The organism is Asanoa ferruginea (assembly GCF_003387075.1).
Lineage (GTDB): Bacteria > Actinomycetota > Actinomycetes > Mycobacteriales > Micromonosporaceae > Asanoa > Asanoa ferruginea.
On the sequence record NZ_QUMQ01000001.1, the window covers coordinates 2,011,131 to 2,032,898 of the forward strand.

Here is a 21,768-nt window from a genome sequence, read left to right on the forward strand (position 1 = left end):
TCGCCGTGCGGCCGACGATAACGGCGCGGCGTCCCAGCGGGATCGGGACAATGTCCTGACGGTCGACGCGGTTCAGGTCATCCGGCCACGAGGCGGAGCGGTTGCGGCCGCGGGCTGTTGAGCCGGTCCAGGGCGGCGGAGGTTGCCGCGTCGGCGGGCAGGTGCACGACCAGCCGCTGGTCGTCGTCGGCGGACAGGTCGAGCGTCTCGTAGGCGAGCCGGAGCAGACCCGCCTCGGGGTGGGCCAGGCGAAGGATGCCGGTCGACTTCGCCAGCGCCGCGACGGCGTCGACCCGGCGCGTGAACTCGTCGCCGGCGGTGAGGGTCAGCTCGTCGGCCAGGGCGGCCATGTGCGGGTCTGCCCGGAACGGGCCGGTCTTGAGCTCGGCGACCTGTTCGTCGGCGACGTGGGCCCAGTCCGGGTAGGCGTCGCGGGCCCGGCTGTCGGTGAAGGTGAACCGGGCGAGGTTGGGCGCTGCCGCGTCCAGCAGGCCGATCGGCCTGACCAGGCGGTCGTAGCCGGCGGTGTGGGCGACGATGTCGCCGAGCCGGTTGAGCAGCACGGCGGCAGTGGGCTCGAGACGGTCGAGCAGGGCCTGCACGGTCGGGCGCACGGCGCGCGCGGGGGTGACGCTGCCACGGCAGTTGAACCCCGGGTCGGCGGCCTTGACGAGGCGGTAAAGGTGGGCGCGTTCGCTCGCGGTCAGTCGCAACGCGCCGGCGAGAGCGGCGAGCACCTGCGGCGACGGGTGGCGGTCGCGGCCCTGTTCGAGCCGGGTGACGTATTCCACGCTGACATCGGCGAGCGCCGCCACCTCGGAGCGGCGCAACCCGGCGGCGCGCCGGCGCGGCCCGGTGGGCAGGCCCACCTCGGCCGGGGTGAGGGCTTCACGGCGTACGCGCAGGAAGAGCCCGAGCTCGTTGTCGCTCACCATCCGAACGTAACAGCGGCGGTGAGCGCGATGGTGTCCCCACCACTACCAGCATCGGACCGGCCTTCCTGACCGCTCGCCGGCTGACGAACCTCAAGGCAGGCGCTCGACATCCGGTCGAGTTCGATCCTGGAGCTGAAATCATGAGTCGGACAGTCGCGGTCATCGGTGGGGGCTATGGAGGTGCGGCGGTCGCCAAGGCGCTGGAAGCCGAGGCCGATGTCGTTCTGATCGACCCGCGGGACGCCCTCGTCAACGCGGCGGGGTTGCTGCGGGCCCTGGTCCAGCCCGACTGGGCGGGCCACGTCTTCTTCCCCTATGACGCGCTGCTCACGCGGGGCACGGTGATTCGCGACCGGGCGGTCTCGGTGGACCCTGATGGCGTCACCCTGGCCTCGGGGAGGCGGGTCGAAGCGGATTATCTGGTGCTGGCCACCGGTTCCAGCTACGCCTACCCCGCCAAGCCCAACGCCGAGTCGACCGGCGAGGCGCTGGACGACCTGCGGATGACCCACAAGGAGCTGGCCGCCGCCGAGCGGGTGCTGATCCTCGGCGCAGGGCCGGTCGGTCTGGAGTTGGCCGGCGAGATCAAGGAGGTCTGGCCCCACAAACAGGTGTCCATCGTGGACCCGGCTGGTCAGCTGCTGCCCGGCTATCTGCCGGAGCTGCGTGCCGACCTGCACCGTCAACTCGACGAGCTCGGCATCCAGCTTCGGCTGGACACCAGCCTGGCCGCACCGCCGCCGGTCGCGCCCGGTCGAGCCGGCGCCTTCACCGTCGCCGGCGGCACCGAGATCACCGCCGACATCTGGTTCCGGGCGTACGGCGTGAGCGTCAACAGCGACTATCTCGCGGACGGCCGCCTCACCGCCCGCACTCCGCGAGGACAGGTGCCGGTCACGGAGGCCCTCAATGTCTCCGGCTACGACCACGTCTACGCGATCGGCGACCTCACCGATGTGGCGGAGGACAAGCGTGCGGGGTGGGCGATGCAGCACGCCGAGGTCGTCGCGTCGAACATCATCGCCCGACTGCGTGGTGAGCGGCCCACCGCCACCTACCGTCCCCTGCCGCATCCCATGATCCTGCTCCCGCTCGGACCGCGCGGCGGTGTCGGCCAACTGCCCACACCTGACGGCCCGGTCATGGTCCCGGCCACGACGGTTGCCGAATACAAGGGCGCCGACCTGTTCACCGGTCGCTTCACCGCACAGTTCGGGCCCACCGCGGCCTGAGCGGTCGGCGCGGCCTCGAAACGAAAGGCAGCACGATGATCCTCTTCGGGTTCGGTGCGCACAGCGGCATCGACGACGGACCCGAGCTGTTGCGGATGGCCCAACAGGCCGACCGCGACGGGCTCGACCTTTTCTCGCTGTCGGACCACCCTTATCTCGGCGGACGCCTCGACGCCTACGCCTCGATCGGGTTCATCCTCGGCCGCACGCGGCACATCGCGGGTTTCGCCAACGTCACCAACCTGCCGACCCGGCCCGCCCCGATGCTCGCGCGCACGGTCACCACGCTCTCGGCCCTCTCGGGCGGCCGGATCGTGCTGGGCATGGGCGCTGGCGGGCTGTGGGACCGGATCGCCGACCTGGGCGTGCCCCGGCTGTCACCCGGGGCCGCCGTCGACGCCTTCGAGGAGGCGATCGTGCTGATCAAACGGCTCTCCGGTGGCGGCCCACCCGTCACCTTCCGCGGCCGCTACCACCAGCTGGAGGCGATCGAGCCCGCTCCGGTGGCCGGTCCGGCGGTGTGGACCGGTTCGGTGGGCCCGAAATCCCTCGCCGCGACCGGGCGGGTGGCCGACGGTTGGATCCCTGGCCACGCGGCGGATTGGCTCAGCGAGCGATACCGGACGTCGCGGCCGCTCATCGACGAAGCAGCGATGGCCGAGGGTCGCCTACCGCGCGAGATCCGCTCGATTTTCAACCTCCCCGGCCGCATCACCGACCGGCCGCTGGCCGCGACGCGGGACGGCGACAACCGCTGGGTCGGCGGCTCCGTCGCCCAGTGGGTCGAGGAGTTGACCGGGGCCGTGCTGGAGCACGCCGCGTCGGGCTTCATGCTCTTCTCACCCAAGGGCGGCACGCCCGACGTCAAGTCTCTGCGCCGCTGGGCCACCGAGATTGCCCCGGCCGTACGCGAAGCGTCCAAGAAAGCGCCGTAAACCGCCTCACAGCCGCGGGTCGACCGGCTCGGACTCCAGCGCGAGCACGCCGAAGACCAGCTCGTGCACCCTCCACAGTGGTTCGTTAGCCGCGAGCCGGTCGAGGGCACCGAGCCCCAGGGCATGCTCACGCAGCGCCAGGCTTCGTTTGCGGCCGAGGTTGCGGCCGCGCAGGGCAGCCAGCGTGTCAGGCGCCGTGTAGTCAGGACCATAGATGATCCGCAGGTATTCGCGGCCCCGGCATTTCATGCCGGGCTGCACCACCCCTCCACGGGCGGTGCGCACCATGCCGTCGAGCGGCTTCACGACCATACCCTCGCCACCCGCGGCGGTGAGCTCCAACCACCAGGACTCGGCGGCGTCGACGGTCGCCGGGTCACCCAGGTCGACCAGCATCCGCGCCGTGCGGGTGAACAGGGTCGAGTCGGCCGCCACCAGCCGATCGACCAGGTCGAGATGCCAGCCGTTGTCGCGCACCGCGAGATTCGCACCCTCGGCCGCCAGCACCGCGAACGGAGCGAGCGTCACCCCGTCGAGGCCGGTCGTCGGCCGGACGTAGCGCCGGTATGCCGCCGTGAACAACGCGGCGTTCTCCGCCCGGGCCGACGTGCGTTCGCGCAACGCTGCGACGTCGAGCCCACGAGCCTGGGCCGCGGCGAGGACATCGAGGGTCGCCGGCAACGCGGCGCCCGCGGCGGCGCCAACCGTCGCGTATTGGCTGCGGATCAGGTCGCCGGCCTTCGCCGACCACGGCAGCAGTTCCGCGTCCAGCAGGAGCCAGTCGGTCTCCAACGAGGCCCACAACCCGGCCGCAGAGACCGCCGAGCGGACCCGGGCGAGAAGGGAAGCAGTGAGCGAAGGATCGAAGAACGGCCGCCCGGTGCGGGTGTAGACAGCACCCGCCTCGCCCTCGGTGACCCCGAACCGCCGTGCGGCCGCCGCGGAGTCGCGGCACACCAGCACGAGGGCGCGCGATCCCATGTGCTTCTCTTCGCAGACCAGTCGCGACACCCCGGCCGCGCGATAGCCCTCGAACGCCGAACGCGGATGCTCCAGATAACCCGAGGCCGTCGCGGTCGGCGCGGGCGCCATCGTCGGCGGCAGGTAGACCAGCCAGCGCGGGTCGACAGCGAACCGGCCCAGCACCTCGAGTGCGGCGGCCGCCTGCGGCGCCTCGATCGGGATGTGCCCGTATCCCGTGTCGAGCTGCCGGCGGCCCGTCGCGGGCAGCACGTCGGCCACGTCGAGGAGATCACCCGGACGCGCAGAAGGCGAAGGCGCGAGCGGCTTGGCCGGCGCGTAATGCTCCCGCTCAGCCGGCACCGACACGAGCGTGCGCTCCGGATAACGCAGCGCGGTCAGCCGGCCGCCGAACACACAGCCGGTGTCGATGCAGATGGTGTTGTTGACCCACTCCGGGTCGACGGTCGGGGTGTGTCCATACACGACGGTCGCCGAACCACGGTAGTCGGATGCCCAGGGATAGCGGACCGGCAGCCCGTACTCGTCGGTCTCGCCGGTCGTGTCGCCGTAGAGGCAGAAGGCGCGCACCCGACCAGAGGCGCGACCCTGGTATTCCTCCTTGATGCCCGCGTGCGCCACCACCAGGCGCCCGCCGTCGAGCACGTAGTGACTGATGAGCCCGTCGATAAACGACGCGGTCGACGCGACGAACGCAGGCTCGGATGACGAGAGCTGCGAGAGCGTCTCGGCCAGGCCGTGCGAGACGGTGACCTCCTTGCCGCGCAGCTTGCGCAACAGCTTGGCCTCGTGGTTGCCGGCCACACACAGCGCCGTGCCGGCCCGCACCATGCCCATCACCAGGCGCAGCACGCCGGGCGAGTCGGGGCCGCGGTCGACCAGGTCGCCGACGAAGACCGCGACGCGCCCTTCCGGGTGGCGAGCGCCGGTCGGCCGGCCCAGGTCGTCGCGGCTGATCTTCCAACCGAGGTCGATCAGCAGCGTCTCGAGCTCTGCTCGGCAACCGTGCACGTCGCCGATCACGTCGAAGGGGCCGGCCAGATCGCGGCGGTCGGTGTAGAGGCGCTGCGGCCGGATCGTGGCGGCCTCGATCTCTTCGAGACCGTGCAGCACGTGGACCGTCCGGAAACCTTCCCGGCTCAGCCGCTTGATGGAACGCCGCAGGTCACGGGACTGACGGCCGAGAACGCCACGACCAAATGACCGATCGGGTCGGCGCTCGGTGCGCGCCCAACATTCCTCCTCCGGCAGGTCAAGGACAATTGCCACCGGGAGTACGTCGTGGGCGCGCGCCAACGCGACCAGCCCGGCGCGGGCGTGGTCCTGGACGTTGGTGGCGTCGATGACCGTGAGCCGCCCGCCCGCCAACCGCCTGCCAGCCACGTAGTGCAGCGCGTCGAAGGCCGCCGCCGACGCGGACTGGTCGTTTTCGTCGTCGGCCACCATGGCTCGGAACGCGTCGGACGAGAGCACCTGACTCGGCGCGAAGTTGCGCTGCGCGAAGGTCGACTTTCCGGAACCGGAAATGCCCACCAGCACCACCAGGCTCAGCGCAGGCACGGTCAACTCGGTCATTCGCCCACCCCCGTGGTGTTGAAGACAGCCATCTGGGTCGGTGCGCCCACCGCCGCGTCGACGACACCGACCGCCGCGACCGTCACGGAATAGCCGTGCGCCAGAGCCACCGAATCCGCCCAGTCGCCGAACTGCGAGCGCGTCCACTCGAACCGGTGGTCGGCGTGCCGCATCGCCCCAGCGGCGAGCGAAGGGTAGCGCGCGTTGTATTCCGCGTTGGGCGTCGTGACGATCACGGTCGCCGGCCGTGCGGCACCGAAGACAGCGCGGACCAGGTCGGGCAGCCGGGCCTCGTCGACATGCTCGATCACCTCCATCAGCACCGCCGCGTCGTAGCCGGCCAGCCGGGCGTCGCGGTAGGTCAGTGCCGACTGGATCAGCCGCACCCGCTGCCGGTCGCGCTCCGAAATCGCACCCGGTCGGTCGAGTCGCAAGCGGCGGGCAGCCACCGCCAACGCACGCGACGCGACGTCGACCCCGACAAGCTCGGTGTATCGCCGGTCCTCCAGGAGCGAAACCAGCAGCGCCCCCGGACCGCAGCCCAGGTCGAGCACCCGCTGTGCTCCCGATTCGCGAAGTGCCCGCAGGACCGCTTCACGGCGGACGACGGCCAGCGAAGGCGCGTCTTCGTCGGCGTCTTCGGGCGAGGCTGCGTCGACGCTGTCGGTCACGACCCGGTCGTCGGACTCGGCCAGCCGCTCGAGCGCCGGCTCCGACAACGACCGCCGGTGTGCCAGATATCGCGACACGATCAGCTCGCGCTCAGGGTGGCCCGCCAGCCAGCCCTCGCCGGCTCGCACGAGCTTGTCGACCTCGTCGGTCGAAACCCAGTAATGCTTGGCGTCATCAAGGACGGGCAACAGCACGTAAAGCTGGTGCAACGCGTCGGCGAGCCGGAGCGTCCCACTCAGCGCGAGGTCTACATAGGAACTGCGGCCCCACTCCGGGTGCTCGACGTCGAGCGGGATCGCGGTGGCGGTGACCACCCAGCCCAGCGGCGCGAACAGCCGGTCGGCCAGGTCGGCCCCGCCACGGCAGCGCAGCACCGGGATCCGGATCTCCAACGGGATCGCGGTCGCCGCCAACTCGGGGCGGTCCTTCGAGGTGCCGAGCATCGCGGTGCGGAACGTCTTGTTGAGCGCGGCCGCGAGCAGGCTCGACGCGGCGTAGGGCCGGTCGTTGACGAACCGGCCGAGGGTGAACCCGTCTGGCGTGGCCGAGCGGTCGGGCGCTGCGACCTCGAGCACCAGCGCGGCGGTGCAGCGCGCCTCGTCGGCCTCCGGGAAGCACACGAACGCCCGGCCGGTCGGCAGGTCGAACTCGTGCACCCGGTCGGGATGCTTGACGAGCAGATAGCCGAGGTCGGTGGCGGGCCGGTGGGTGGTCCCGATGGTCAACAACACGCGAACCATGGTGCCAGCGCACCGGGGACGACCGCGCACCCATTTTGACCGGGGGCGTCCGGCCGGACGCCCCCGGCTCAGCCCGGATCAGTTGCGCAAGTAGACCCGGGACCAGTCGAACTCGTAGAACTTGCCCTGGAACTCGCTGGCGGGCATCGAGTGGTTGACGCTGGCGACCTGGGTGTGGCCCCAGCCGGCGTCGAACAGGAAAGCCAGGTCGGTGGGCGTGCCGGTGGCGCCGCCGCCCTGCGTCCAGTTCATCGTGCCGGACTGCACCTCGCGACCGTCCACATAGAAGCTGTAGGTGTTGTTCTTGCGGTAGAGCAACGCCCACGTGTGGTATTGCGTCGGGTCATAGCTGGTGATGCCGCGCGACTCCATGCCGCACGACCAGCAGGAGTAATTGGTGCTGGCGGTGCCGCCGACCGGGTCGGCGTGCCAGTAGCGGCCGTCGTAGTTGGTGTTGCCGCCACCGTTGTCGTAGCCGAAGCTCTCGATGACGTCGAACTCCGCGCCACCGTCCCAGAGTTGGCCCGCGTTCCACAGCGCGAACCAGTGGTAGCGCGGCGTCACATAGCGGACCCTGGTCTCCCAGAGGATGTCCTGGTTGAGCCGCGAGCCGCCGGCCGGGAGCGTGAACTTGGCCGTGAACGACCCGTTGACCGCGTTGTGCTGGGTGGGCGACACGGTCGTCTCGCCGTTGCGGGCGGCCAGCGTGGTCCGCAGCGACGTGCCGGTGAACTGCCGGACCGACGCGTTGATCGGCTGGCCGGAGATGGCCGTCGCCGCGTCTGGCGCCGCGGTGACCGCGCCGTAGTTGGTGCCGTTGCCGATCGTGCCCCAGTGGTCGTGGTAGACGAACTCGCTGCTCAGCTGGCCGATCGTGCGGATGGTCCCGTCGGCGCCGAAGTTCCAGTTCTTCACGAGCGTGAAGTTGGCTCCGTAGGCGCTGGACGACGGGCCCGGGCCCTGGGCGGGGCTGCCGATCGTGCCGCCGCCGACGGTCTCGTTGCCGGGCGGTGGGGTGCCGCCGTCGGTGACCAGTTGCCATTTCTGGTGGCTCTCGCCGGTGCAGTCCCAGATCTGCACGGGCGACCCGGCCGCGGTGGCGTGCGCGCGCACGTCGAGGCAGCGGCCGGACGGCACGCTGCGGATGCTGCCGTCGGCGTTGACGGTCCACCGCTGGTTGGCGCCGCCGGTGCAGGTCCAGACGGTGACCGCGGTGCCGTTGGCGGTGCCTTCGCCGAAGACGTCGAGGCACTGGCCGTTGATCGTGATGGTGCCGTTGTCGTTGGTGGTCCAGCGCTGCGCGGCGCAGTCCTGGATCACGGCGGCCGCGCCGCTGGTGGTGGCGGGGGTCAGGCAGCGGGCCGAGCCGACGCCTTTGATCAGGATGTTGGTGGCCGCGGCCGCCGGTGTCGGGGCCACGACGACGCAGACGCTCGCGACGACCAGGACGGCGGCGAGTGAGGCCCGGTCGCGCAACTTGAGGAGACTTCTCAAGGCCTTGTCCTTCCGGGAGGGGATAGACAAGACGCTATATTTGAACCGGTTCACATGCAACCTGCTAGCCGCCCGCGAGCACCTCGGAGAGCAGGGCCGGCTGGAGGTGGCGGGCGCGCAGGCCGGCGAGGATGTGTGGCAGGGCGTCGTCGGTCATCCGGGCGTTCGCCTCGGTGACGTGCAGGATGATCACCGAGCCCGGGCGCACCTTCGTCAGCACGGCGTTGACGATCGGCTGCCACCTGGTCGCGAACGGGTCGCCGCTCACCACGTCGCCGTCGACGACGGTCACGCCCAGTGGCGCCAGGGAATCCAGCGCCCGCGGGTCGTGGCAGAGGCCGGGAAAGCGGAAATAGCGGGTCTGCCGACCGCCGTACGCCATGATGATGTTGAAGGTCTTGTCCACATCAGACCTCATCCGCGCCGGCGGCAACCGGGGCAGTCCATAGCAGTTGTCGACGAACGCGCCGTGGTCGTAGGTGTGGTTCGCCAGCTCGAAGCGGTCGTTTTCGGCGATCCGGCGCGTCACCTCGGGATATTGCTCGACCCACATTCCGGTGAGGAAGAACGTCGCGGGCACGCCGCCGCGCTCGAGTTGGTCGAGGATGCGCAGGTTGGCATAGGACTTCACCTTGCCCGAGTCGAGCGCCGCCCGCATCGAGACAGTGAGATCGGCGTCGAAGGTCAACGCCACCAGGTTGCCCGTGCGCGGGCCGTGGTCGACCACCGGTGGCCGCCGCCCGCGCCGCGTGGCACCCGGCACCACCACCGGCGCCGTCGGAGGCGCGGTGGTGGGCGCGGTCGTGGGCGCCGCGGTCGGCGCCGCAGTCGACGCGCCGGCCGATGGCGACGCCGGCGGAACGAACCGGGCCGGCGATCCGCACCCACCGACCAGCAGGATGGCGACAAGTGTGGCGAGGCGAGCGCGTTTCACGCCGCGATCAGACCAGAGAACCGCCGGCTACGGTGCCCCGTGGCGGGCCAGCCCGGTCAGCTCCGGGAGCGCGGCAGGCAGTCCTTCTTGTATTTGAGGCCCGAACCGCACCAGCACGGCCCGTTACGCTCCGGCGGCCACGAGACGTGTGCGCCCGGCTGGGCCTCGAGTTCCTCGGCGTAGCGGCGCCGGATGTTGGGCGCGCTGGGGTCGCCGTCGTTGCGGTTGGCGTAGCCGGTCAGGCCGGCCACCGATGCCCGCAGCACGTGCAGCCCGCTGCCACCGGCCTCGGCCAGGCGGACCAACTCCTTCTCGAGCGTGGCCCGGTGCGCGTCCCAGTCGGGACCGAAGGTGTCGGTCAGCGTGTCGAGGCGGTCGAACTCCGCCTTGGGGAAGAACAGCAGGTCGGGCTCGCCGGACTCGACGCCGCGGGTGAGTTGCGCCTCCAGCCGGTCGGCCAGGTCGTCCTGCCGGTCGTGTGGCAGGTTGAGGTCACGGCGGACCCGGTGCCGTTGCTGTAGAAGGAAGAACGCGACGCCGGGCGCCTCCGCCGGGCCGACGTCGGCCGTGGTGCGGGCGCCGAGCAGGTTGTCGACCGCCTCGCTCAGCCACTCTTCGGCGAGCGCCGAGCGGCCGCCGGCGTCGAGCGCGGCACTCACGTAGGCGGGCGCGTCGGGCTGCTCGGTCAGCAGCGGGCGCAGCGCGGTGACCGCCTCCAGCGCCTCGTCGTCGCGGCCGCCGATCCGGAACAGGATGCGGGCGCGCAGCGCCGTGGCGAAACCGGCTCCCGGGTCGGAAGGCGACGGGAAGGCGGCCACGGCCCGGTCGGCGTATTGGAGCGCGGCGTCCAGCCGGTTGCGGAACTCGGCGATCTCCGCGGCCAGGCTCAGCGCGTCGCCGGCGTCTTCCGGCGAGGCGAGCCGGTCATGGTCGACCGCGTCGGCCAGGTCAGCGGCGACGCCGAGCGGATCAGCCGTCGTGAGTGCTGAGCGGCGGAGTTCAGCAAGGTCGGCACTCGTGATTGTCTCTTTCGTCGGCACATTCTCACGGTACTTCGCTGTCCGACCGCTATCCGTGTAACGCTGATCTCGTTCTGCCGGGCGTCAAAGCTAAGCTGGGGAGATGGCGCGACACCAGGAGTGCCTGCGCCGGCTGGGCCGCGATCCGGGATCGTTGCGCGAATCGGTGCCGCTGGCCGGTTCCGCGTCCGGGTCACACGTCGCCCTGCTGCGGTTCGACGACGGCGAGCGGCTCGTGCTCAAGACGACGACCCCGCGCGAGGTCGCCCTCTACAGATCCGCTGCCCGCCTTCCGGTCCGCATCCCGCGGCTGGTCGCGGCCGACGACACCTGCCTGCTGTTGGAAGCCCTCGAACCGCTGCCCCGCGCGGCGGACTGGCCTCCCGCCCAGTGGCACGAGATCGCCCGCCAACTGGGCACGCTGCATGCCACGCCACCTGAAGACCAACCGTGGCTCCGGCGTCCAACCTCGAGGCGACCCGACCAGACCGCCCGGGCGTTCTGGACCCCGACGGAGCTAGAGCTGCACGACCGGGCCGGCGAGAACGCGAAGCTGCCGACCTGCCTCGTGCACGGCGACCTGCACGCCGGCAACCTGCTGCGGGCGCCCGACGGCGAGCTGGTCTGGACCGACTGGCAGGAGGTCGGTCTCGGCCAGGGCCCCGAAGACCTCGCCCTGCTCTGGCAGCGGGCCGAGTTTGACGGCGCTGACCCGCCGCGCGAGGCGATGCTCGCCGGCTACGCGGCCGCGCGCGGCATCCCGCACGACGACACCCTTGTGCGCGCCACCGTGACGGCCGAGATCCGGCTGCTGCTGCTCGACTGGCCGGTGTTTCTCCAGCACGCCGACCCGGACCGCCGCGCGCTCATGCGTCGCCGGCTGCACCTGCTCGCGGCGACCCGATCGTGAGCACGTGGCTGCTGGCGCCGAGCAGGCTCGGCTCCTCTTCCACCCGGCGCAGCATCTCCAGCATGAACCCGGTGCGCTCCGCGCTGGCGAGGATCTCGTCGAGCCGCCCGCCGATCATCCACAACGGACTCTCGACGGCCACCTGGCGGCGCACCACGAGGCCGGCCTCGGCGGCCTCGACCGCCGGCTCGTCCGGATGGTGGAAATAGGCGCTGGTGAACCAGGTCTCGCTGCGGTGCACGCCCTCGGACAGCGCGCCCTCGACCACGGGCTGGAACCGCGGGTCGCGGTAGTAGTCCTTGACGAAGCCGTCGAAGAACGACGCGAACCGGTTGATGGTCGCGCCGACGACCACGCCACCGGGGCGCACGACCCGGGCCGCCTCCCGCCACGCCGCCACCCGGTCAGCCCGCTCCAGCAGGTGGTAGAGCGGGCCGAAGAGCAGCACGGCGTCGGCGTCGCGGTCGGCGGCCGGCAACGAGCGGGCGTCGCCGACCGTGGCGGTCACCCCGGGCAGGGCGGCGGCGTCGGCCACGTGCGCCGGGACCGGGTCGATCACCCGCACGTCGTAGCCGGCCGCGGCCAGCGGCCCCGCGTAGACACCGGTCGCACCGCCGACGTCGAGCACCGACGCCGGAGCGGCCGGCAGCACCCGGGTGAGCACGTCCCAGGTGCGCAGGAATTCCAACCTGCCTGGGCCCCCGGCGAGCCGGGTGCGCTCGCCGCCGCGACGGTAATAGTCGAGCACCTCAGGTCGAAGCATGCCGGCCATCGTCCACCGCCGCCCGGGAGCGCGACAATCGGTTTACATAGGACTCGGCACCGCCAACGCGGCCAGGTCACCGACCAGCCCCTCGTCGACCAGGGCGAGGAAGGCGTCGGCGACAGCCGGGTCGAACTGGGAACCGCGGCCCAGCTCGATCTGCTCGCGGGCAGCCGCCACGGTCCGGGCGACCGCGTACGGGCGGTCGGCCAGCATCGCCGCCCAGGCGTCGGCGACCGCGACGATCCGCGCCTCGATCGGTATCTCCGCGCCGGCCAGGCCGAGCGGATAGCCGCTGCCGTCGAAACGTTCGTGGTGCGCCGCGACCACGGCTGCCAGATCCGGGCGCTGGCCGAGTTCGGTCAGCAGCCGGGCGCTCTCGGCCGGGTGCCGGCGTAGCTGGGCCCATTCGGCCGCCGTCAGCGGAAGCGCCTTGCGCAGCACCGCGTCGGCGACGCTGAGCTTGCCCACGTCGTGCAGGCGGCCGGCCGCGCCGATCCGGCGCAGCGTGGCGACGTCGACGCCGAGCCGCTCCCCCACCAGCAGCGACCAGCGGGACACCGCCGTGCTGTGTTCGTGCACGCTGATCTTCGCGTCTATCTGGTCGGCCAGCCACACCAGGCCGGGCGGCAGGTCGGGGTCGGTGTCGATCGGGTCGACCAGCATGCCGGCCGCGATGACCTGGTTGCGGCCGTTGGCCTTGGCCCGGTAGAGCGCGGCGTCGGCGTCGTTGACCAGACCCTCCGGCTCCGACAGCGGCCGGGCGGCGCGGGTGCCAGCGGTGGCCACGCCGAGCGACGAGGTGAGGCAGACGCTTCGGCCGCCGCCGATGGCGACCGCGTCGCGGCCGATGGCCTGGCGGATCTGCTCGCCGATCTCGACCGCGACCTCCTCGCCGGCGCCCGGCAGCAGGCAGACGAACTCCTCGCCGCCATAGCGGGCGACCACGTCGGTGCTGCGCAGGCCGCCCCGGATGCGGGCTGCGATCTGGGCGAGCACCACGTCACCGGCCGGGTGGCCGTAGCCGTCGTTGACCTTCTTGAACTCGTCGAGGTCGATCAGGATGAGGCTCAGCGGTGTCTCGGCGCGCTCGGCCCGCTCGGCTTCGATCCGCAGCATCTCCTGGAAGAAGCGGCGGTTGTAGACGCCGGTCAGGCCGTCGGTGATGGCCAGCCGTTCCTGCTCGCGCAGCGCGGCGCGCAACTGGGTGGCCAGCCGGGTGCGGTCCCGGATGATCAGCAACTGGCGGGCCAGCAGGCCGGCGAAGAGGGCCAGCAGGATGGCGAGCGTGCTGCCGGTCAGCGGGCCCTCGTCGAGGCGGTCGGCGAGGATCAGCCCGGTGGCCGCGAGCCCGGCGATCACCAGCGGCACCGCGGTCAGGTCGCGGGAGCGGGGACGTTCCCGGGCCTCCGGTTCGGGCCGGCGGATCGCGGCGACGGCGGCGAGGCCGAACAGCACGGCCTCGATCTGCCAGCCGATGTTGGTCCAGTTGCTGTCGGTGTTCTGGGCGGCGATCGAGTACGCGTACATCGCGTCGGTGATGCCGGCCACCGCGAACCCGGCACCGACCAGCGCGGCCCAGGCCGGCAGCCGGTGCCGGCCGGCGAGCCCGACGGCCGCGAGCGTCGTGACGATGGCCACACCGAACAGCGGGTAGGCGAAGGCCACGAAGTCGGCCAGCCGTGGCGCTTCCGGCAGCGACGGTGAGATGGCCACCTGCCAGCCGATCGTGCCGAGCCCGAGGGCGAGCAGGCCGGCGTCGAGCAGCCCGCGGATGTGCCGCAGGTGCCCGGTGCTGCCGATGCCGACCAGGATCGCCGGGATCGCGACGACATAAGAGGAGAGGTAGAAGAAGTCGGCGCTGGATACGGCGGGCGGCCCACGCCCCAGCACGTAGGTGTAGTAGACCCAGACCACCTCGCCGACCAGCCACAGGGCGTTGGACGTCGCGAGCAGGGTCCAGGCGATCCTGGTGCGGCCGCGGGTGACCACCGCGGCGGTGATCGACAGGCCGACGGCCACCACGATGGGCACCAGATAGGGCAGATCGACCAGAGCCGTCGATGGGTGTGCGACCTGGGCGATCACCAGCAGGACGACGAAGACCACCAGCCAGCCGACGCCAACCCCGGTGGCCCACCGCATCGCGCGGTCGCGCCGGAGGAAGGAGCCCAGCGACGTGGAGTCCGACACCTACGGTCCTCCCCACGTCACCCGGAGTTACGGTCGACTCTCCAGTTAACGCCGGGTGGCTGGGTGGCTTCAAGGGGTGGCGCAGTGACCCGGGCCTCAGTCGCGGGTGATCGCGAACATGAAGCAGCCGTAGGCCACGTTGCGGCTGTGGATCTGCTGGACATCGGGATCGGCCAGGATCGCGGCGATCTCCGCCTCCGGGTCGCTGCCGTCGTGCACCCGGGTCGACGGGTGGATCCAGCCGCGCTTGTCGTAGGCCCGCAGGATCTGCTTGCGGCCACGCCAGTCGGCGGGATACCCGTCTGCTGGAGCCGAGGGGCAGGCGCCGGCATGGGCGAACACCGGACCGATTTCGCGGTACGGACTGGCGGGCAGCACGGGCTCGTACCCGAAAAGGATCAGTTCTTCGCCCTCGACGGCGTCGCGCAGGCAGCAACGCAACGGCTCGCCACCACCGGCGACGACGGGCTCCACCGGGTGGTCGGAAACGTCGCGCCCGCTGTCGCGTACGCCGGTCAGGGTGTCGATCGAAATGGCGTGGATCCGGAAGCTCATGCCATCCAGTCTTCGGCTCCCGGAGCGGCGAAGCTGGCGGCTATCGGACCTCGCGATGCGGCGGGCCCGCCAGCCGCGCGACACGCCGACAGAGGCACGGCTGGCGAGCGATGATCACGTTACGCCGTCGGTGGCCGTCACTGCGATGATGGCCGGCAGCACGATCGGCCACACCGCCGGTGGCGGATATTCGTGGCCGACGCCGGGCAGCGGCACGAGCCGGGCGCCCGGGATCTCGCGGGCCAGCGCCTCGCCGTGCCCGAGCGGGAAGAACGGGTCTTCGGTGCCGTGCAGCACCAGCGTCGGCGCGGTGATGTCGGCGAGGCTGCCGTCGACCGGCGGGCCGCCGTCGAGGATCCAGTGGTTGGTCTGGCTGGCCGCGAAGTCGTTGGTGCGGTCGTAGACGCGGGCGGCCATCTCGCGGGCGTGCTCCTTGCCGAGGGTCGCCGAGCCGCCGAACGTCGCGAGGTCGCGCACGAGCCGGTCGATCGCCGCGGACCGGTCGGCCCAGTCGGGCGCGGGCTCGGGATCGCCGAACATCGCCTGGATCCGCTCTGCGGGCGGTGGCAGCGGCTCGGCGTCGTCGGGTCGGGGTGGCGCCGGGCTGGTTTCGATCAGCGTCAGCGACGCCACCCGGTCGGGATGCTCGATCGCGATCTGCTGTGCGATGCCGCCGCCCATCGAGACGCCGACCAGGTGGGCCCGCTCGATGCCGAGCGCGTCGAGCAGGCCCAGCGCGTCGGTCACCAGGTCAACGCCGGTGTAGCCGGGTTTGCCGGCCGGATAGTTCGTCGACCGGCCGGTGTCGCGGTTGTCGTAGCGCACGACGTGGCGGCCGGCGTCGGCCAGCGCGGCGCAGAACTCCGGCTCCCAGAAGTCCATCGAGCTGGCAGCCCCGCCCAGCAGCAGGACCGCCGGGTCACCCGGGTCGCCGAACGTGTCGACGCAGAGCGTGGCGTCGCCGACCGGGACCATCCGCTCCGGCACCGGTCAGCGCTCCTTCGGCTCGTAGCCCAGGTTGGGACGCAGGATGCGTTCGGCGTCGGCGACCGGGACGCCCGCGCGCTGCGCGTATTCCCGGACCTGGTCTTCGCCGATCCTCCCGACCGCGAAATAGCGGGCGTCGGGGTGGGCGAAGAACAGCGCGCTGACGCTGGCCGCCGGGGTCATCGCGAAGTTTTCGGTCAGCTTCATGCCGATCGACTCCGCCTGGAGCAGGTCGAAGAGCGGGCCCTTCTGGCTGTGGTCGGGGCTGGCCGGGTAGCCGAACGCCGGCCGGATGCCACGGAACCGCTCGTGGTGCAGGTCGTCGAGGTCGGGGTCGGCGTCGGGCTCATACCACTCGCGGCGGGCCTTGAGGTGCACCCACTCGGCGAACGCTTCGGCCAGCCGGTCAGCGAGCGACTTGACCATGATCGCCTTGTAGTCGTCTTGCTGTGCCTCGTATTCGGCGGCCAGCTCTTCGGCGCCCTGGATCGAGACGGCGAACGCGCCCAGGTGGTCGCCGTCGGGCGCCACGTAGTCGGCCAGGCAGCGCGCCGGCCGCGAGTCCTGCCGCTGCTGGCGGAGCATCGGGAAGCGCGGCCCCTCATCGAAGACGATGTCGTCGCCCTCGCTGTGTGCCGGCCAGAACCCGTAGACGCCGCGGGCCTGGAGCAGCTTCTCGGCCTCGATCCGGTCGAGCAGCAGCTGCGCCTCGTCGTAGAGCTCGCGGGCCACCGGCTCCTCGAGGATCGCCGGGTAGTTGCCCTTGAGCTCCCAGGCGATGAAGAAGAACCGCCAGTCGATCATCTCGCGGAGCGCGCGCAGGTCGGGCGTGACCTCGCGGAGCCCGGTGAACGCCGGCACCGGCAGCTCGTCGAAGGACACCACCTCGCGGTGGGTGCGGGCCGTGCCGATTGGCACCAGCGGCCGCTTCTCCCGGTCGGCGTGCTGGTCGCGCATCCGCTTCTGCTCGACCCGGTTGGCCGCGTCGTACTCTTCGACCTTCTCGGGGTCGAGCAGCCCGGTCAGCACCGCCGCCACCCGCGACGCGTCTTGCACGTGCACGGTCGAACCGGTGTAGGCGGGCGCGATCCGGACCGCGGTGTGCTGGCGCGAGGTGGTCGCGCCGCCGACCAACAGCGGCAGCTTGATGCCGCGCCGCTCCATCTCCTTGGCCACGCTGACCATCTCGTCGAGCGACGGGGTGATCAGGCCGGACAGCCCGATGACGTCGGCGCCGACCGCCTCGGCGGTGTCGAGGATCGTCGTCGCCGGCACCATCACGCCGAGGTCGATGACGTCGTAGTTGTTGCAGCCGAGCACCACGCCGACGATGTTCTTGCCGATGTCGTGCACGTCGCCCTTGACGGTGGCCATCACGACGGTGCCCCGGCCCTTGCCGGCCCCGTCGTCTTCAGCTCCGTCTTCGAGGCCCGCCAGCTTCTCGGCCTGGAGGTAGGGCTCCAGGTAGGCGACCGCGCGCTTCATCGCCCGCGCGCTCTTGACCACCTGCGGCAGGAACATCTTGCCGGCACCGAACAGGTCGCCGACCACCTTCATGCCGCTCATCAGCGGGCCCTCGATCACGTCGAGGGAACGGGCCGCCTCGCGCCGCGCCTCTTCGGTGTCGACCTCGATGAAGTCGACGATGCCGTGCACCAGCGCGTGCGCCAGCCGCTCTTCCACCGAGGCCTCGCGCCAGGACAGGTCGACGACCCGTTTGGTGCCCGACCCGGTGACCGTCGCCGCGAAGGTGACCAGCCGGTCGGTGGCGTCGGACCGGCGGTTGAAGATGACGTCTTCGACCAGCTCCAGCAGCTCGGCCGGGATGTCCTGGTAGACCGCGAGCTGGCCGGCGTTGACGATGCCCATGTCGAGCCCGGCCCGCACCGCGTGGAACAGGAACGCCGAGTGCATCGCCTCGCGGACCACGTCGTTGCCGCGGAACGAGAACGACAGGTTGGAGATGCCGCCGCTGGTGTGCGCACCGGGGCAGCGCTCCTTGATCCGGGGCAGCGCCTCGATGAACGCCTTGGCGTAGTCGTTGTGCTCGTCGATGCCGGTGGCCACGGCCAGCACGTTGGGGTCGAAGATGATGTCTTCGGGCGGGAACCCCACCTGCTGGGTCAGCAGGTCGTAGGCCCGGCCGCAGATCTCGACCTTGCGGTCGGCGGTGTCGGCCTGGCCCTGCTCGTCGAAGGCCATCACGACCGCGCCGGCGCCGTAGTCACGGATCCGCCGGGCGTGCCGGAGGAACTCCTCCTCGCCCTCCTTGAGGCTGATCGAGTTGACCACGCCCTTGCCCTGCACGCACTTGAGGCCGGCTTCGAGCACCTCCCAGCGCGAGCTGTCGACCATGATCGGCAGGCGGGCCACCTCGGGCTCGGTCGCGATCAGGTTGAGGAACGTGGTCATCGCCTTGGCGCCGTCGAGCAGGTCGGCATCCATGTTGACGTCGAGCAGGTTGGCGCCGCCGCGCACCTGGTCGAGCGCCACCGCGACGGCGCCCTGGTGGTCGTCGCTCTCGATCAGCCGGCGGAACTTCGCCGAGCCGGTGACGTTGGTGCGCTCGCCGATGATCACGAAGCCGGTGTCGGGGCCGATCTCGAACGGCTCCAGGCCGCTGAACCGGCTCCTGGTTTCCGGCTCGGCGACCACGCGCCGCGCGGTGCCCTGGACGGCGGCGGCGATCTGCTCGATGTGGGCCGGCGTGGTGCCGCAGCAGCCACCGACGATGTTGACCAGGCCGGCGCCGGCGATCTCACCGAGCAGGGACCCGGTCACGTCGGGCGTCTCGTCGTAGCCGCCGAACGCGTTGGGCAGCCCGGCGTTGGGGTGGATGCTCACGTAGGTGCCGGCGACCCGGGCCAGCTCGGCCACGTAGGGGCGCAGCTGGTGCGCGCCGAGCGAGCAGTTGACGCCGATGGCCAACGGCTTCGCGTGTGCGACCGAGTTCCAGAACGCCTCGACCGTCTGGCCGGACAGGTTCCGCGAGCTCTGGTCGACGAACAGCGAAATCCACAAGGGAACGTCGGGCGCCACCTCGCGGGCCGCGGTGATGGCCGCCTTGGCGTTGAGCGTGTCGAAGATCGTCTCGATCAGGAACAGGTCGACGCCGCCCTCGGCCAGCGCCGCGAACTGCTCGGCGTAGGCGGCCTTGACCTGGTCGAAGAGCACGGCCCGGTAGGCCGGCTCGTCGACCTTGGGCGACAACGAGAGCGTCACGTTGAGCGGGCCGACCGAGCCGGCGACGAACTTGCCACCGGCCTCGTCGGCGGCCTGCCGGGCCAGCCGGGCGCCGGCCAGGTTCATCTCGCGGACGTGACTCTCCAGGCCGTAGTCGGCCTGGCCGATGCTGGTCGCGGTGAACGTGTTGGTGGTGGTGATGTCGGCGCCCGCGGCCAGGTAGCGGCGGTGGATGTCGAGGATGACGTCGGGCCGGGTCAGGTTGAGCACGTCAGGGTCGCCGGTGACGTCGAGCGGGTGGTCGGTGAACAGGTCACCGCGGTAGTCGGCCGGGGTCAGCTGCTCAGCCTGCAGCATGGTGCCCCACGCACCGTCGAGCACCATGATCCGGCTGTCGAGGGCTTCTCGAAGGGCAACTTCGCGGCTCCGCACATCGATCAAGGCCGTATCTCCTCCGGTCGCCTGACCGCCCCTCACCGGGTAGTTTCCCGATCACTGGAGCGACCGTCGAGAATACCTGGATTCGAGGGTGTGATGCGGCCGGCAGTCCAGAGTGTGAGCCGGCTATCGTGCCAGCCGCGCCAGAAGTCCGGAGGCTGCCGCGATGCCCACCGCGGTCGCCACGATCAACACGCCGAAGTCCAGCGGCAGCCGCGCCGGGGTGCCGATCAGCAGCCCACGCAGCGCTTCCACCTGATAGCTCAACGGGTTGACGTGGTTGACCACCTGGAGCCAGCCGGGCATCAGTGACACCGGATAGAGCGCGTTCGACGCGAAGAACAGCGGCATCATGATCGCCTGGCCGATGCCCATCATCCGGTCGCGCGACAGCACCAGCCCGGCGATGGTCACCGAGAGGCAGCAGAAGAACGCGGCGCCGAGCAACACCACGACGACCACGCCGAGCAGCTTGAGCGGGTTGACGGTGAAGCGCACGCCGAGCAGTTCCGCTATCGCATAGACGACAACCGCTTGAGCGAGGCCGCGTACGCCGGCCGCGAAGGCCTTCCCGGTGACCAGCGCCGCCCGCGGTGTCGGGGTGACCATCAGCTTGGCCAGCACGCCCGCGTCGCGTTCCCAGATGATCTGGATTCCGTAGAAGATCGACACGAACAGCGCCGACTGGGCGAGCACGCCGGGCGCGAGGAAGTCGAGATAGGGCACCCCGCCGGTCGGGATCGCGTGCAGCTTGGTGAACGTGACGCCGAAGATGACCAGCCAGAGTGCCGGCTGCACGGCGCGGGTGAGCAGCTCGCTGCGGTCGTGCGAGAGCTTCTGGAGCTCGACGACGCAGAGCGCGACGACCCGCGACAGGACCAGCCGCGGGCTCATCCGCCGGTCGACATCAACCGAGCCGGCCAGCGGTGCGGCGAGTGGCACGGACATCGCGGAGTCCCTTCTGATCTTCCTCGAGCGGCCCGCCCGAGTATTCGCGGAAGACGTCTTCGAGCGTGGCGTCGTCGTGGCCGAGCTCGTCGATCAGCTCGCGTGGTGTGCCGAGCTTGCCGAGCCGGCCGCGGTGCATCAGGCCGACCCGGTCGCAGGACTGCTCGGCCTCTTCCATGTAGTGCGTGGTCAGCAGCACCGTCATGCCGGTCTCCGCGCGCACGGCGGCGATCCGGTCCCAGACGCTGCCGCGGGCGATCGGGTCGAGGCCGATCGTCGGCTCGTCGAGGATCAGCAACTGCGGCGAGCTGACCAGCGCCTGCGCCAGCTCCAGCCGGCGGATCATGCCGCCGGAATAGGTCTTGGCCAGCCGCCCGGCGGCGTCGGTGAGGCCCATCATCTCCAGTGCCTCGCTCACCTTGGCCTTGCGCTCCCGGCGCGGCACGTCGAACAGCCGCGCGAACAGCGACACGTTCTCGACGCCCGACAACGAGCCGTCGGCGGAGAGCTGCTGCGGCACATAACCGATCAGCCGGCGCACCGCCATCCGCCGCTTCGCGACGTCAAGACCGAAAACCGAGATGACGCCATCGGGTACGGGCAGCAGCGCGGTGATCGCCCGGATGGTCGTGGTCTTCCCGGCGCCATTGGGCCCGAGCAGACCGAAGATCTCGCCACGCTCGACGACCAGGTCGACGCCGTCGACCGCCTTGGTCTCGCCAAACTTGTAGTGCAAGTCCCGCACACTGACCGCAGCGTCGGTCATAGATCCCTCCCGGTGTCGTGCACGTCGGCGCGCACCTGGTCGAGCAGGCGGCGCAGGGCGGGCAGGGCGGCTTCGATGGCGGCGCGGTCCTCCGGGGCGGCCCGGTCGAGCGCCTGCCCGATCAGGGCGGCGCGGGCGGCTCGCCACGCGGCCATCCGCTCCTGCGCCCTGGTGGTCAGCGTGAGGCGGGCGGCGCGCCGGTCGGCAGGGTCGGGCTCGCGGTGCAGCAGGCCCTGGTCGACGAGGGCGTTGACCAGGGTGCTGACCGAGTTGCCGGCGAGGTCGAGCGCCTGCGCGGCGCCGGCGATCCCGACGCCGGGCTGGTTGGCGACCACGAACAACAGCTCACGCTGTGCCTCAGGGAGCGGCGGCACGGCGACCGCTTCGGCCGTGCGACGCCGCGAGAGACGGCGTAAAGCGGCTGTTATGGACATCAACTCCCCGACTACCTCCGCGCTCTGGGTGACGTCGGTCATCTCCACAAATTACCTCCGTGACAGAGGTATTT

General features: G+C 71.1%; 17 protein-coding genes. 3 read left to right on the plus strand and 14 right to left on the minus strand.

What is annotated here, in order from left to right; genetic code table 11:
• Positions 1 to 77: 77 nt before the first annotated feature.
• Positions 78 to 935, minus strand: a complete 858-nt coding sequence (locus DFJ67_RS09655; protein WP_203783557.1) for a helix-turn-helix domain-containing protein — start codon at positions 933 to 935, stop codon at positions 78 to 80.
• Positions 936 to 1,075: 140 nt separating this feature from the next.
• Here DFJ67_RS09655 and DFJ67_RS09660 point away from each other — a divergent pair, with 140 nt between their 5' ends.
• Complete coding sequence (locus DFJ67_RS09660; protein WP_116067576.1) at positions 1,076 to 2,167, plus strand: NAD(P)/FAD-dependent oxidoreductase; 1,092 nt, start codon at positions 1,076 to 1,078, stop codon at positions 2,165 to 2,167.
• A gap of 35 nt (positions 2,168 to 2,202) precedes the next feature.
• Positions 2,203 to 3,102, plus strand: a complete 900-nt coding sequence (locus DFJ67_RS09665) for an LLM class flavin-dependent oxidoreductase (protein ID WP_116067577.1) — start codon at positions 2,203 to 2,205, stop codon at positions 3,100 to 3,102.
• Positions 3,103 to 3,108: 6 nt separating this feature from the next.
• Here DFJ67_RS09665 and DFJ67_RS09670 read toward each other — a convergent pair whose 3' ends face one another.
• The 5 genes from DFJ67_RS09670 to DFJ67_RS09695 all read right to left on the minus strand — a co-directional run bounded on the left by DFJ67_RS09670 (position 3,109) and on the right by DFJ67_RS09695 (position 10,538).
• A complete protein-coding gene (locus tag DFJ67_RS09670; RefSeq protein ID WP_116067578.1) occupies positions 3,109 to 5,658 on the minus strand; it encodes a polynucleotide kinase-phosphatase in 2,550 nt (849 codons plus the stop codon).
• Complete coding sequence (locus DFJ67_RS09675; protein WP_116075952.1) at positions 5,655 to 7,061, minus strand: 3' terminal RNA ribose 2'-O-methyltransferase Hen1; 1,407 nt, start codon at positions 7,059 to 7,061, stop codon at positions 5,655 to 5,657. Before DFJ67_RS09675 ends, DFJ67_RS09670 begins: the two co-directional genes overlap by 4 nt.
• 87 nt (positions 7,062 to 7,148) lie before the next feature.
• Positions 7,149 to 8,564, minus strand: coding sequence for an RICIN domain-containing protein (locus DFJ67_RS09680; protein ID WP_170215775.1), 1,416 nt, complete (start codon positions 8,562 to 8,564; stop codon positions 7,149 to 7,151).
• A gap of 64 nt (positions 8,565 to 8,628) precedes the next feature.
• Positions 8,629 to 9,498, minus strand: a complete 870-nt coding sequence (locus tag DFJ67_RS09685; RefSeq protein WP_239097154.1) for a polysaccharide deacetylase family protein — start codon at positions 9,496 to 9,498, stop codon at positions 8,629 to 8,631.
• Positions 9,499 to 9,554: 56 nt separating this feature from the next.
• Positions 9,555 to 10,538 (minus strand): SEC-C domain-containing protein, encoded by a 984-nt coding sequence (locus tag DFJ67_RS09695; protein WP_116067580.1) that lies wholly within the window; start codon positions 10,536 to 10,538, stop codon positions 9,555 to 9,557.
• Between the two features lie 82 nt (positions 10,539 to 10,620).
• Here DFJ67_RS09695 and DFJ67_RS09700 point away from each other — a divergent pair, with 82 nt between their 5' ends.
• Positions 10,621 to 11,427 carry a phosphotransferase family protein gene (locus tag DFJ67_RS09700; protein WP_116067581.1) on the plus strand — a complete coding sequence of 269 codons (807 nt, stop codon included), beginning with the start codon at positions 10,621 to 10,623 and terminating at the stop codon, positions 11,425 to 11,427.
• Here the strand turns inward: DFJ67_RS09700 and DFJ67_RS09705 are convergent.
• The 8 genes from DFJ67_RS09705 to DFJ67_RS09740 form a co-directional block, all read right to left on the minus strand.
• A complete protein-coding gene (locus DFJ67_RS09705; RefSeq protein WP_116075957.1) occupies positions 11,384 to 12,190 on the minus strand; it encodes a class I SAM-dependent methyltransferase in 807 nt (268 codons plus the stop codon). The genes DFJ67_RS09700 and DFJ67_RS09705 overlap by 44 nt on opposite strands.
• Before the next feature lie 42 nt (positions 12,191 to 12,232).
• A complete protein-coding gene (locus DFJ67_RS09710) occupies positions 12,233 to 14,383 on the minus strand; it encodes a bifunctional diguanylate cyclase/phosphohydrolase (protein WP_116067582.1) in 2,151 nt (716 codons plus the stop codon).
• A 96-nt stretch (positions 14,384 to 14,479) separates the two neighbouring features.
• Positions 14,480 to 14,938: a DUF1203 domain-containing protein gene (locus DFJ67_RS09715; RefSeq protein ID WP_116067583.1), complete on the minus strand. Its 459-nt coding sequence runs from the start codon at positions 14,936 to 14,938 to the stop codon at positions 14,480 to 14,482.
• 114 nt (positions 14,939 to 15,052) lie between these two features.
• The gene (locus DFJ67_RS09720; RefSeq protein WP_239097153.1) at positions 15,053 to 15,925 is read right to left on the minus strand and encodes an alpha/beta fold hydrolase; all 873 of its coding nucleotides are present in this window, start codon (positions 15,923 to 15,925) and stop codon (positions 15,053 to 15,055) included.
• Positions 15,926 to 15,928: 3 nt separating this feature from the next.
• A complete protein-coding gene (gene metH, locus DFJ67_RS09725; RefSeq protein ID WP_275407652.1) occupies positions 15,929 to 19,540 on the minus strand; it encodes a methionine synthase in 3,612 nt (1,203 codons plus the stop codon).
• A 132-nt stretch (positions 19,541 to 19,672) separates the two neighbouring features.
• On the minus strand, positions 19,673 to 20,494 hold the full coding sequence (locus tag DFJ67_RS09730) for an ABC transporter permease (protein ID WP_116067586.1): 822 nt from the start codon (positions 20,492 to 20,494) through the stop codon (positions 19,673 to 19,675).
• A complete protein-coding gene (locus tag DFJ67_RS09735) occupies positions 20,454 to 21,260 on the minus strand; it encodes an ABC transporter ATP-binding protein (protein ID WP_116067587.1) in 807 nt (268 codons plus the stop codon). Before DFJ67_RS09735 ends, DFJ67_RS09730 begins: the two co-directional genes overlap by 41 nt.
• Positions 21,257 to 21,736 carry a MarR family winged helix-turn-helix transcriptional regulator gene (locus DFJ67_RS09740; protein WP_116075960.1) on the minus strand — a complete coding sequence of 160 codons (480 nt, stop codon included), beginning with the start codon at positions 21,734 to 21,736 and terminating at the stop codon, positions 21,257 to 21,259. Before DFJ67_RS09740 ends, DFJ67_RS09735 begins: the two co-directional genes overlap by 4 nt.
• Positions 21,737 to 21,768 lie beyond the last annotated feature (32 nt).

Coding starts and splice junctions, on each gene's coding strand:
- DFJ67_RS09655 (WP_203783557.1), bottom strand. CDS start 935: ATGGTGAGCGACAACGAGCTCGGGCTCTTCCTGCGCGTACGCCGTGAA.
- DFJ67_RS09660 (WP_116067576.1), top strand. CDS start 1,076: ATGAGTCGGACAGTCGCGGTCATCGGTGGGGGCTATGGAGGTGCGGCG.
- DFJ67_RS09665 (WP_116067577.1), top strand. CDS start 2,203: ATGATCCTCTTCGGGTTCGGTGCGCACAGCGGCATCGACGACGGACCC.
- DFJ67_RS09670 (WP_116067578.1), bottom strand. CDS start 5,658: ATGACCGAGTTGACCGTGCCTGCGCTGAGCCTGGTGGTGCTGGTGGGC.
- DFJ67_RS09700 (WP_116067581.1), top strand. CDS start 10,621: ATGGCGCGACACCAGGAGTGCCTGCGCCGGCTGGGCCGCGATCCGGGA.
- DFJ67_RS09705 (WP_116075957.1), bottom strand. CDS start 12,190: ATGCTTCGACCTGAGGTGCTCGACTATTACCGTCGCGGCGGCGAGCGC.
- DFJ67_RS09715 (WP_116067583.1), bottom strand. CDS start 14,938: ATGAGCTTCCGGATCCACGCCATTTCGATCGACACCCTGACCGGCGTA.
- DFJ67_RS09730 (WP_116067586.1), bottom strand. CDS start 20,494: ATGTCCGTGCCACTCGCCGCACCGCTGGCCGGCTCGGTTGATGTCGAC.
- DFJ67_RS09735 (WP_116067587.1), bottom strand. CDS start 21,260: ATGACCGACGCTGCGGTCAGTGTGCGGGACTTGCACTACAAGTTTGGC.
- DFJ67_RS09740 (WP_116075960.1), bottom strand. CDS start 21,736: ATGACCGACGTCACCCAGAGCGCGGAGGTAGTCGGGGAGTTGATGTCC.